The organism is uncultured Arthrobacter sp., from assembly GCF_902805515.1.
In the GTDB taxonomy this organism is placed as follows: domain Bacteria; phylum Actinomycetota; class Actinomycetes; order Actinomycetales; family Micrococcaceae; genus Arthrobacter_D.
This window is the reverse complement of record NZ_CADCTE010000094.1, coordinates 1-10834: the sequence shown is the minus strand read 5'-3', so window position 1 is coordinate 10834 and position 10834 is coordinate 1. Positions and strand designations below refer to the sequence as shown.

General features: G+C 68.6%; 11 protein-coding genes and 1 pseudogene. 6 read left to right on the top strand and 6 right to left on the bottom strand.

What is annotated here, in order from left to right; all coding sequences use genetic code 11:
* Both QZX79_RS08170 and QZX79_RS08165 read left to right on the top strand, forming a co-directional pair.
* A pseudogene (locus QZX79_RS08170) lies at positions 1–421 on the top strand (alpha-L-glutamate ligase); the annotation flags it as partial.
* Positions 422–473: 52 nt separating this feature from the next.
* On the top strand, positions 474–905 hold the full coding sequence (locus QZX79_RS08165; protein ID WP_294567394.1) for a ChaB family protein: 432 nt from the start codon (positions 474–476) through the stop codon (positions 903–905).
* A 39-nt stretch (positions 906–944) separates the two neighbouring features.
* Here QZX79_RS08165 and QZX79_RS08160 read toward each other — a convergent pair whose 3' ends face one another.
* The 5 genes from QZX79_RS08160 to QZX79_RS08140 form a co-directional block, all read right to left on the bottom strand.
* Entirely contained in the window at positions 945–1250 is a 306-nt protein-coding gene (locus QZX79_RS08160) for a PRC-barrel domain containing protein (RefSeq protein WP_294567392.1), read from the bottom strand.
* 77 nt (positions 1251–1327) lie between these two features.
* Entirely contained in the window at positions 1328–2377 is a 1050-nt protein-coding gene (locus tag QZX79_RS08155; protein WP_294567391.1) for an iron-siderophore ABC transporter substrate-binding protein, read from the bottom strand.
* 124 nt (positions 2378–2501) lie between these two features.
* Positions 2502–2732 carry a DUF6480 family protein gene (locus QZX79_RS08150; RefSeq protein ID WP_294567388.1) on the bottom strand — a complete coding sequence of 77 codons (231 nt, stop codon included), beginning with the start codon at positions 2730–2732 and terminating at the stop codon, positions 2502–2504.
* Between the two features lie 73 nt (positions 2733–2805).
* Positions 2806–3078 (bottom strand): hypothetical protein, encoded by a 273-nt coding sequence (locus tag QZX79_RS08145; RefSeq protein ID WP_294567385.1) that lies wholly within the window; start codon positions 3076–3078, stop codon positions 2806–2808.
* A 117-nt stretch (positions 3079–3195) separates the two neighbouring features.
* Positions 3196–4566 (bottom strand): NAD(P)/FAD-dependent oxidoreductase, encoded by a 1371-nt coding sequence (locus QZX79_RS08140; RefSeq protein WP_294567382.1) that lies wholly within the window; start codon positions 4564–4566, stop codon positions 3196–3198.
* A 104-nt stretch (positions 4567–4670) separates the two neighbouring features.
* Here QZX79_RS08140 and QZX79_RS08135 point away from each other — a divergent pair, with 104 nt between their 5' ends.
* Together QZX79_RS08135 and QZX79_RS08130 are read left to right on the top strand one after the other, a co-directional pair.
* The gene (locus QZX79_RS08135; protein ID WP_294567380.1) at positions 4671–5492 is read left to right on the top strand and encodes a CPBP family intramembrane glutamic endopeptidase; all 822 of its coding nucleotides are present in this window, start codon (positions 4671–4673) and stop codon (positions 5490–5492) included.
* A gap of 133 nt (positions 5493–5625) precedes the next feature.
* Entirely contained in the window at positions 5626–7659 is a 2034-nt protein-coding gene (locus QZX79_RS08130; protein ID WP_294567396.1) for an ATP-binding protein, read from the top strand.
* Here QZX79_RS08130 and QZX79_RS08125 read toward each other — a convergent pair.
* Positions 7656–8729, bottom strand: coding sequence for an NAD-dependent epimerase/dehydratase family protein (locus tag QZX79_RS08125; protein ID WP_294567379.1), 1074 nt, complete (start codon positions 8727–8729; stop codon positions 7656–7658). The two genes, QZX79_RS08130 and QZX79_RS08125, sit on opposite strands and share 4 nt — an antisense overlap.
* A gap of 145 nt (positions 8730–8874) precedes the next feature.
* Between QZX79_RS08125 and QZX79_RS08120 the strand changes: the two genes are divergently transcribed.
* Both QZX79_RS08120 and QZX79_RS08115 read left to right on the top strand, forming a co-directional pair.
* Complete coding sequence (locus tag QZX79_RS08120; protein WP_294567377.1) at positions 8875–9969, top strand: YihY/virulence factor BrkB family protein; 1095 nt, start codon at positions 8875–8877, stop codon at positions 9967–9969.
* A 112-nt stretch (positions 9970–10081) separates the two neighbouring features.
* The coding region (locus QZX79_RS08115) for an iron ABC transporter permease (protein ID WP_294567376.1) at positions 10082–10834 on the top strand (753 nt) is incomplete at its 3' end.

Below are 10834 nucleotides of genomic sequence, written 5' to 3'. Positions count from 1 at the left end.
CACCCGCGTCGAGCTCGTCGGTGGGCGCTTCATCTATGCGATCAAGGCCGACACCGCCCGCGGCGGCTTCCAGCTCTGCCCCGCCGATGCCTGCGCCATCGACCCGGTGACGGGCCGGCCGATTATGCCGCCGGGGGCCACCATTGCGCCGGAACCCGGCCAGCAGCTGTTCTCCCGAAGGGAGGGGTTCGATTCCCCGATCATCGCGGCGTACCTGGACTTCGCCCGGCGGAACCACCTTGAGGTGTGCGGCATCGAGTTCATCGAGACAGAGGACGGAAGGGTTGTGACCTACGACGTCAACACGAACACCAACTACAACGCCGTGGTGGAGGCCGGGGCGCCGCTTTCGGCGCCGCGGGAACTTGCCCGCTACCTCGCCGGTCTGGCCGCTCCCGGCCGGCAGACGGTGCTGGCCTAGCGTCCGGTGCTGGCCTAGGGTTGAAACATCACCGCGAGAGAGGGGATTTTTCATGGCGAAGGCCACGAAGAAGCGAACATCCGGTGGCGACGAGCTGCCCAGCACGCTGCAACGGTCGGGCGAGGCCGCACAAAACACCTATGCGAAGACGCTGGAATCGGCGGAGGACCAGTACGGGGATGGGGAGCGCGCCCACCGCACCGCCTACGCGGCACTGAAACACACCCACGAGAAGGTGGGTGATCACTGGGAGCCGAAGGAGAAGAGCGGGCCCTCCGATGCCCGGGCCGAAGGCGGCGCCGACTCCTCCCGCGACACGGCCGGCGGTGTCGACGCGAACGCCTCCAAGGCCCACCTCTACGACCTGGCGAAAAAACTTGACGTGCCGGGCCGGTCCTCCATGACGAAGGAGGAACTCGTCGGTGCGCTGCAGAAGGCGAACGACGCCTCCACCCGCAGGGCCCGGGAGTCCAAGGCACGCTGACGGCGCGCTGACCGGCCGCCGCACGGTTCGCGGCGGCCGCTACAGCCCGTAATAGTCGCCCAGCAGGCGTTCCTCTTCGACGGAAAGCTCCTTGTCGCCGGCCACCTCGGGGGCGTCGCTGATCATGTCCCGGGTCCATCCGAGGTGGAGGTCGCCTCCCTCGAACCGCGAGCCGGCCAGCGGAACGAAGTGCTCCCGGGTGTTCAGCAGGCCCAGTGAGACGGTGACCCAGCCCGGCGCTCCCGAGGACTTCTCAAGATGGACCTCATTGACGGCACCGAGTTTGGTGCCCTCGCTGTCCCACGCCGTCGCGTCCTGCAGTTCGTTGATATCAAGCTGGGCCATGGCTGCTCCGTTCGTTTTTACCATTTCAGCCCAGATCGCCGGGATGGGCAATGGCCCGTCCCGGCGCACTCCGGCGGCTATCCGGCGTTGTCCACCGCATCGCCCAGCAGCGGCAGGAACTCCTCCAGGGCCCAGGGCAGGCTCAGGGGGCTGGCCGCCGAGATCGACAGGGTGAGGGTATTGTCGCTGTCGGCCACGAGCGCACCCGACTTGACGGCGGGAATCTGGCCGAGCAGCGGGTCGGTGGCGATGGCGTCCTTCGTGGCTTCGTCAGGCACCCAGGTGACGAAGACATCGGATTCGAGTTCGTTGGCCCGCTCAGCGGACCAGGGGATGAAGAATTCATCGGACCCCTCCGCGGCACTGCTGATGACCTCGGCCTCCTTCATGCCCAGCGAGGACAGGAACCGGGGGCGGTTGTCGTTGGCGGTGTAGAGGCTGACCGGCTCCGCTCCGGCGGGGTCCAGGGTGCCGTAGATGAAGCTTTTCCCCTCAAGCTGGGGGTAGTCGGCCGCGGCGTCCTCAATGGCCTTTTCGGTGTCGGCGACGAGGTCCTCGGCCTGCCCGGAGAGGCCCAGTGCCTCTCCCACGAGGCGGGTGGAGTCCTGCCACGCCGTGCCGTAGGCGGTCTCGGGGTAGGCAACGACCGGGGCAATGTCACTCAGTGTGTCGTAGTCCTCCTGCGACAGCCCGGAGTAGGAGGCGAGGATGACGTCGGGGTCGGTGGCCGCGATGTCATCGAAGGGCAGGCCGTCGGTCTCCGAGTACTGGACGGGGGCGTCCTCGCTGCCGATCGGGGCACCGAGCTCTTCGAGCTTCGTGTCCTTCCACGGGGTTGATCCCTGATCGTTTCCGCCATAGGTGTCCGTGGGCATTCCCACCGGAACGACTCCAAGGGCGAGGGAGACATCCGCGTTCACCCAGGAGACCGTCGCCACCCGCTCGGGCTTTTCCTCGAGGACGGTCTCGCCGAGGGCGTGCTCGATGGTGACGGGGAACGCATCCGCCGCTCCCGCCTCGTTGCCGCCGGAACCGGCCGATTCTCCCGAGGCGGGGCCGGTGGAGCAGGCCGAGACGGACAGGACGGCAGCGGCCGCCAGGAGGGCGCGCGTGCGGAGGGGGGCCATGGGGCTCCTTGACTTCTTGGTGACCCTTCGGGGTCTTTCGATCAGGACAGAAGTAAGGATAGCCTTAGCTAAGGCTGCTTAAGAAAAGCCTTACGGGCCAGGGTGGCGCCGGGACGGGAGCCGGTCAGAAGAAATTGGCGATATAGCCGACGATCATCAGGAGGAACAGCAGGACGATCACGCCGATAACGGCCAGCCAGATGCGCGAGAATCCCTTCGAGGGTCCGTGCTCCTCGTGGCCCTGCTGCCAGGCGGTGCTCGCCTCGCCGGGAGGAGTTTCTCCCGGAGGAACCCCGCCGCCGGGCTCCAGCCCGGTGAGGTTGTCGTCCTTCGGGTCGGGGTTCGGTGCGGACATCTTTTCCTCCGGTTGACCAGCGGGTGGTGGTATCCCCTAGCCTACCCCGGGAAAGGTAAGTCTGCTTAGGAGTTCAGCCGGCGGGCTGCGCCGGTTCCTCCACGCGCTCCTTCTGCGCCTCCCGCTTCGGTGTCCACGACATGGTGATATTGACGCCGTCGTGCGTTTCCTTGACGAAAAGGTGAAGGTCCTCGCCCAGGAGCGCCTCGTGCTCGAAGTCGTCTCCGGCCTCCCGCGCCATATCGCCCAGGCGGCAGATCGCCACGGCCATGGCGCGGCCCCAGTCCTGGGGATGCTTGCTCGTCGATTCTTCGGTGGCTGTGAATTTTCTGCCGGTCGTGTTCATGTCTCTCCCAGATCCGGAGGTGGAGAACGTGCCTTCCCTCGGATGGAAAGCGTTTCCATTTTATCAGCGGGCCCGTCCGGGCGTCAGGAATCCGTCCGGTTGCGAAAAGCCCGAGTCTCAGGACCGCAGCGCCGCGCGGGCGGCCTGGCCGATCACGGCACTGTAGGTGGGGTAGGCGAACTTCACCCGCGCGAGGGTTGCGAGGTCGGTGCCGGCGGCCATCGCCGCGGCCACGGCCTGGATAACCTCGACGGCGTTCTCCCCGACGGAGTGGGCGCCGAGGATAAGCTCCCGGTGCCGGTCGGTCACCAGCTTGAGGAAGCCCTGCTCGCGGTCGTCGATGATGGGGCGTTCCACCGCGGCATAGGGCAGCACGACGGCGTGGCACTGGGAGTCGCGGGCCCGGGCCTGGGCCTCGGTGAGGCCGACCCCCGCGTAGTCGGGGTCGGTGAATCCGCCCTCGGGCAGCAGGTGGTGCGGGGTGGTGCGGTTGGCCCCCAGCACCGCGTTCTCTGCGGCGGTCTCGCCCTCGAACACGGCCGCCTGCACGAGCATGCTTGAACCGTTGGCATCACCGGCAACAAAGATGTGCGGCACGTTGGAGCGCAGGTAGTCATCGACGGGCACGGCGGTGCGGGTCGAGGTGACGGAGGCGGCCCCGAGGTTCAATCCGTCGAGGTTCGCCGGCCACCCCGCGGCCATCACCACGGCCTCCACGGAGAGCTCGTCGGGCTGCCCGCCGCTGCGCCAGGAAAGCCGCAGCGCACCGTCCGAGGGAGTGATTGCGTCGATCCCTTCGATGCCGGTTTCCACCCGGACGCCCCGTGAACCGAAACCCTCGGTGACCGCCGCCGAGACGTCGGCGTCCTCGGTCATCAGGATCCGCGGAGCGACATCGAGGAGCAGTACCTGCGACCCAAGGGCATTAAAAATGGTGGTGAGCTGCGCGCCGGTATGGCCCCCGCCGATCACCGCGACCGACGCCGGAAGCTCCGGCATGGAAAGCACCTCATGGGGCAGGACCGCCACCTCGGCCCCCGGAATGGGAAGGCGCCGCGCGCTGCCCCCGATGCACAGGATGATCGACCGGGCGCTGACCGATCGGTCTCCGATGGACACCGTGTGCTCGTCGGTGAAGGAGGCGTCCCCGGCGATCAGGTCGATGCCGAGCCGGTCGATGAGCGCAGGGTACCCCTTGGCGGCGAGGACCCGCTCAACGGTGGAGCGGACCCTGTCCACGGTGGTGGGCCAGTCAACCTGCGGTTCGGCGACGACGATGCCGTAGTCGTGGGCGGTGCGGACCTCGCGGAACAGCCGGGCGGTCTTGGCCAGGACACGGGTGGGAACGCAGCCGGAATTCACGCAGGTTCCGCCCAGGGCCGAGCGCTCAACCACCGCCGTACGCGCCCCCAGCTCGGCGGCGCGGACGGCGGCGGCCATGCCCGCCGGCCCCGCTCCAATGACGAGCACGTCGTAGGTGTAGTCCATGAGGCGCTCCCTGGGGTGGACGACAGATGTTCCGCCATCCTGTCGTGGATCCTCCCGCACCTCAAGGCCATGACTGCCGGGGCCGCCGGGAGTACGCTCGATATGTGAGCACCCCTACGACGGCCGAACCGATCGTCCGGCACTCCGCGGTGAACCTGGTTCCGGCCACAGCGGCCGTCGTGTCGGGCTTCCTCCTCTTCGCCCTCGAATACCGGGTGGCGGGTTATCTCCTGCTGGCCGCCGCGGTCGCTGCGGCCGCCCTGATCAGCCGCCCCCTGCTCAAGGACGTCGGGCTCGCGGCCCTGGGCATCACCACCATCAGCACCGTCCCGATCACCACGGACATCAGCATCGGCCACATGGCCGTCATGGGGACCGCGATGGTCCTTGCCGTCGGGCTGCCCTACGCCGTCTCCCGCTGGGTCTTCCGGGACCACGCCATCCGCTTCCCCGTCCTGACCGGCTCGAAGTGGTCCCGGACCGAACGGTGGTACCTTGCCGCCGTCGTCGTGATCGGGTACCTGATCCTGCCCGTGTACATGATCCCGTCCGGGGTGTACCGGAACTGGCCGGCGGCCAGCGAAGCCGGGGACATTTTCAAGCTGTTCCTTGGCACCAACGTCCTGGGAATCTGGGACGAACTGTTCTTCATCTGCACGGTGTTCACGCTGCTGCGCCGGCACCTGCCGGAATGGCAGGCCAACCTGCTGCAGGCGGTGGTGTTTACCTCCTTCCTGTGGGACCTCGGATTCCACGCGTGGGGCCCCTTCCTGATCTACCCCTTCGCCGTGATCCAGGGCTGGATCTTTGCCCGTACCAAGTCGCTGTCCTACATCGTCAGCGTCCATCTCCTCTTTGATTTCGTGCTGTTCCTGGTGCTGCTCCACGCCCATAACCGCTGGTTGTTCCCGATCTTCCTGTACTGACTGTCCTGAGCCGTTAGGCTGGATGCCACCGGTTCGCAGCGGCGTGCCGGGCCGCGGGCCCGTATGGCCAGCCGGTGAGAAGATTCTGGAGGAAAAGGTGCGGGAAGGGCTGTCCACAGGGCCCGTGCAACGGATGGCGGCGCTGCCTCCGGCGGCCCTCCATGTGATCTTCGCCGCAGCCCTGGTCGCCGCCGTCTACATCGGCAGGGGCACCCAGATCGAGTCGAGCGCCTACTCCCTGGCGTGGCCGGCGGCGGGAGTGGGTTTTCTCTGGGTGCTGTGGGCCTGGCCCCGGCGTGCCGGTGTCGCGGTTGCCCTGGCGGGCATTTTCCTCCTGACTGCAGCGCTCAACGGACTGACCGGCCTGGACCCTGAGGTGGCGCTGATCACCGGATTCGGCAACCCGGTGCAGGCGCTGACCGCCGTGTTCCTCTTCACCCGGTTCGTCCCCACCCGCACCCAGCAGGCGGTGGGGGAGTACCTGTGGCTTGCCGCGGCGGCCGTTATCGCCTCGGTGGTCGGGGGAGCCATGATCTCGATCGGGGCCTATGCGGGAGGTGCAGGCTTCGCCACGCAGGGTTTCCTGCCCTGGGTGGTCCGGAACGCCGTGTCCCTCGTCGCCATCGGAAGTCTCGCCCTTGTCGCCACCCGCACCGTGCCCGGCCCGCCTCCGGCCCGGCACACGGCCCGGCGCTGGATCGAATACGTGGCCCTGGCCGGAACCACCGCGCTGCTCTACATCGTCAGTTTCCTGCCTGCGGATCCGTTGCCGATCGCCTTCGTCACCCTGCCGGCAAACATCTGGGCCGGTCTGCGCCTAACCACCGGCTGGGCGATGGCCCACGGCCTGGCCAGCGGCACCCTCCTGGTCTGGCTCACCATCTCCGGCAACGGTCCCTTCGCCAGCCTTCCACCGGATGCCGCGGCCTACGTGGCCCAGGCATTCACCTTCGTTGCCTTCTCGGTCTCGGCGGTTCTGGCCCTCAACGGGGAGGAGCGGCTGCGCCTCATCGCCAGCCTGTCCGAGGCGCACCGGGAGGCCCAGGCCGCGACCCAGCTCCGCGACGTCGTGATCGAGAAGATGTACGACGGCGTCATCGCCGTCGACGCCGCCGGCGCGGTGCTGGTGCACAACACGGCCGGGGCCCGCTGGGTGGGGGAGACCCGGCTGCGCTCGGATGTGCCGTGGACAGCGCGCTATGACTTCCGGACGACGGCCGGTGTGCCGCTGGCCGAGGAGGAGCTCCCGCTGAACCGTGCCCTCGCGGGGGAGACCGTGGAGCGGGAGAGCATCGACCTGCACCTGCCCGAAGGAGAGGTGCTCCACCTCTCCGTCGACGCCGTGCCGCTGCCGGCCGGCCAGGGCGCGGTCATCGTCTTCCACAATGTCACCGTGGAGCGGCGGCACCAGCAGGACCTTGCCCGTTTCGCCTCGGTGGTGGCCCACGACCTGCTCACTCCGCTGACGGTCTTCGACGGATGGCTTGAGATCCTCGAGGATGAGGATCTTACCGAGGAGGAACGTGCAAGCGTTGTCCGGCGGCTGAGCCGGGCGAGCCTGCGTATGAGCAGCCAGATCCGGGCGCTGCTTGACTACAGCCTGGCGAAGGCGGACAAGCTCGCCCCCGGACCAGTAGACGTGGACGCCGTCGTCTCGGCGATCGTCGACCTGCGTGCGGCCCTGCCCGCGGAATCGGACGCCCCGCCGGTCGACTTCCGCCTCGACCTGCGCAGCGACGTCTACGCCGACCAGCGGCTGTTCACGCAGTTGATGGAAAACCTGATCGGTAACGCGGTGAAGTACGGGCCCGCCGACGGAACGGCCGTGGTATCGGTGACCTCGGAGAAGGACCCCGGCACCGGCTGGACGCGGATCACCGTTGCGGACAACGGAATCGGGGTGCCTGCCGCGGACCGCGAGCGGATATTCACCGAGTTCCATCGGTCCGCCAACGGCGCGTCCCGCGCCCCCGGCACCGGGCTCGGGCTCGCCATCTGCCGCAGGATCGTCGAAGGCCACGGCGGCGACATCCGGGTCGAATCCCCGCCCACGGGAGGCGCTGTTTTCATCGCCACCCTTCCTGCCTCCCCGGAGCAGCTGCCGGCGGGCATCGGGTCCGCGGACGCCGGCTCGCGCGTCCCGGCACGCGGCGGCGCCGCCTCCTAGCGGCCCTCCGGAGGCCGGCCGCTCCTCGGATAGAGTGCGGGTGAGCCGGAGTGGCCCCCGCCGCCCCGCATCCCGGCGAGGATGGCCGCCATCGCTTCAATCGAGGTGTGCTCGGGCCTCCAGCCGAGGACCGCGGCGGCCCGGTCGGTGCTCATCACCGGCGACTGTGCCGCCATGTCGACCCAGCCCGGATCCGTCCGCTGCACGCCGAGGGACCAGCTCGCCCCCACGGCGGCCCGCAGCAGGGCCACCGGCACGTTCAGGACGCGTCGGGCGCCGAGGAGTCCCCCGACGCGGGCGGGGGTGAGCTCCGGTTCGGCCGCAATGTTGAACGCGCCCGAGGCCCGCCGGTCGACAACGCGCCAGTAGGCGTCGGCGACGTCGTCGGCATGGACGGCCTGGAACACCATCCGGTCTGGAATGGGCACCAGGGGCGGGGCGACCCGGCCGAGGAACACCTTCGGAATGAGCGGACCAAGGAAGTACCGGCCGACCTCACTGCCGGCCCCTGTCTGGAAGATCAGGCCCGGCCGCAGCCGGGCCACGGGGATCTCCGGATAGTCGAGTTCGAAGCGGTCAAGCAGCCGTTCCTGCTCCGCCTTGTGCCGGCTGTAGTGCGAGGTGGTGATTCCCCCGGTGGGCCAGGACTCGTCCCGGCGGACGGACTTGTCGGAGGGGGAGTAGGCCCCGACCGAGGAGGCGCAGACAAACTGCCGCACACCGGCCTCCCCGGCGGCCCGCAGCGCGTTTTCGGTGCCCAGCACATTGGTCCGGTGCATAGCGGGTTCGTCCCGGTTCGGCTGGATGGCCCACGCCAGGTGGATGACGGCGTCGACGCCGGCCAGCGCGCCGGGGAGCCGGCGGCGGCCCTCATCGGTGCCCACATCGAGAGTGTGCCACTCGACCCCGCTGTAGGGCGGGGCGGATTCGTCGGGGCGCCGCCGGGCGATTCCGACGATCGAGAGCGGCCCGGCATCCCCCGCCGCCGCACGGTCCGCGGCCGCCCGGTGGAGCCGTCGAAGCACGGCGGTGCCGACATTCCCGGTGGCTCCGATGACGGCAATACGCATGGGACCGCTCCTTCTCGTCGCTTTGTTACACCGTAATGGCTGTTCATCCAACTGGACTAGTAAGTAAGCTTATGGTGCAGTGGGGCGGGGAACAGTGCAGCGGCGATCCGTACGTCTGCAGATCGACACGTAGGTGGAGGTACCAGTGAACAGCAAAAACGCATCGCAGGCGGACACTCAGGAGGAGGCGACCCGCCTGAAGGCGCAGAATGCCCCTGATCCTGACGACTCGCGCAAGCCCGACGACCCCACGGAGCTCGCCAAGCCGGCCTGGGGCTACATTTTCAAGCGCACCATCAGCGAGTTCGGCAAGGACCAGTGCACCGACCTGGCCGCCGCCCTCACCTATTACGCCGTGCTCTCGATCTTCCCGGCGATCCTCGCGCTGGTCTCCCTGCTGGGCGTCTTCGGACAGGCGGAGGCGACGACGACGCAGGTCCTGGGCCTTGTCGAGCGCTTCGCGCCGGGGGATGCTGTCAACACCATCGAGCCGGTCATCGAGCAGCTCACCTCCTCCAACGCCGCAGGGCTCACGCTGGTCGTCGGTATCCTCGGTGCCATCTGGTCGGCCTCCGGCTACGTCGGTGCCTTCGCCCGCGCCATGAACCGCGTCTACGAGGTGCAGGAGGGCCGCCCCTTCTGGAAGCTGCGCCCGATCATGCTCGCCATCACCGTCTCGGTACTGATCCTCATCGTGGCCCTGGCCCTGATGCTCGTGCTCTCCGGCCCGGTCGCGGAGGCCGTCGGCAACACCATCGGGCTCGGCTCGACGGCCGTCACCATCTGGAACATCGCCAAGTGGCCGGTCATGGTGGCCTTCGCCGTCATTATGATCGCCATCCTCTACTACGGCGCCCCGAACGTGAAGCAGCCCAAGTTCCGCTGGATGAGCATGGGCGCCTTCATCGCCCTGATCGTCCTGGCGCTGACCACTCTCGGCTTCTCCTTCTACGTTGCGAACTTCGGCAACTACAACAAGACCTACGGCGCCATCGCCGGTGTGATCGTGCTGCTGCTGTGGCTCTGGATCGCCAACCTGTCGCTGCTGTTCGGTGCGGAGTTCGACGCCGAGGTGGAGCGGGGACGCCAGCTCCAGGCCGGCATCGAGGCCGAGGACACCATCCAGCTGCCGCCCCGCGACACCAAGGCCACCGAGAAGAAGGAAGAGAAGACGCTGAAGCTGGTCAATGACGGGCGGGAACTCCGCGACAAGTACGAGCGCGAATCCGCCCACCGGTAACCCCTGGCCACCGGACGGCCGGAGGGGATTAGGTCACGGCACCGTTTCCTAATCCCCTCCGGCGTAGGCTAGCCTTACCTCAGACCGATCCCGCGGCTGAGGAGGAACCCAGATGGCAGTGCGAGCGACCGCGCTGCCGAAGGCCGTCTCAGTCCCGGATGCCACTTCCGCCGCGGAGGGGAGCGCGCCGGGCGGACGGAAACGAAAGCTCCTCGCCGCCGTTGCCGCGCTCGCCCTGATCGGCGTCGCCTCCCTCACCCTGGGCGCCCGCCCGGTCGGGCTTGACACCTTCCTGCAGGCGCTCACGTCCTTCGACCCGGCCAACGGCGACCACGCGGTGGTGGCATCCCGGGTCCCGCGCACCATCGCCGGGCTGCTCGTCGGGGCCGCCCTCGCCGCCGCCGGCGCCGCAATGCAGGGCGTGGCACGCAACCCCCTTGCCGACCCGGGCATCCTGGGCATCAACGCCGGTGCCGCCCTCGCAGTGGTCGCCGGGATCCACCTCTTCGGTGTCAGCGGGGCGGCCGGGTACCTCTGGTTCGCCTTCGCCGGCGCCGCCGCCGCGGCGGCAGCCGTCTATGCGGTCGCCGCGCTCGGCCGCGAAGGGGCGACCCCTATCAAGCTCGCCCTCGCCGGGGCCGTCCTGGCCGGGGGACTGGGCAGCCTGACCAACGCCATTCTGGTCTCACAGCAGGAAACCCTCGACCGGTTCCGTTTCTGGCAGGTGGGCACCCTCTCCGGCCGCGGCTTCGAGGTGCTCGGCACCGCCGCACCGTTCCTTGCCGTCGGGCTGGTCCTGATCCTGTGCACGGGCCGGATCCTCAATGCGCTCGCCCTCGGCGATGACGTCGCCCGGGGCCTGGGC

Excerpts from the sequence above, each read along its gene's own strand:
- QZX79_RS08155 (WP_294567391.1), bottom strand. The coding sequence starts at position 2,377 with ATGGCCCCCCTCCGCACGCGCGCCCTCCTGGCGGCCGCTGCCGTCCTG.
- QZX79_RS08140 (WP_294567382.1), bottom strand. The coding sequence starts at position 4,566 with ATGGACTACACCTACGACGTGCTCGTCATTGGAGCGGGGCCGGCGGGC.
- QZX79_RS08165 (WP_294567394.1), top strand. The coding sequence starts at position 474 with ATGGCGAAGGCCACGAAGAAGCGAACATCCGGTGGCGACGAGCTGCCC.
- QZX79_RS08145 (WP_294567385.1), bottom strand. The coding sequence starts at position 3,078 with ATGAACACGACCGGCAGAAAATTCACAGCCACCGAAGAATCGACGAGC.
- QZX79_RS08150 (WP_294567388.1), bottom strand. The coding sequence starts at position 2,732 with ATGTCCGCACCGAACCCCGACCCGAAGGACGACAACCTCACCGGGCTG.
- QZX79_RS08125 (WP_294567379.1), bottom strand. The coding sequence starts at position 8,729 with ATGCGTATTGCCGTCATCGGAGCCACCGGGAATGTCGGCACCGCCGTG.
- QZX79_RS08160 (WP_294567392.1), bottom strand. The coding sequence starts at position 1,250 with ATGGCCCAGCTTGATATCAACGAACTGCAGGACGCGACGGCGTGGGAC.
- QZX79_RS08130 (WP_294567396.1), top strand. The coding sequence starts at position 5,626 with ATGGCGGCGCTGCCTCCGGCGGCCCTCCATGTGATCTTCGCCGCAGCC.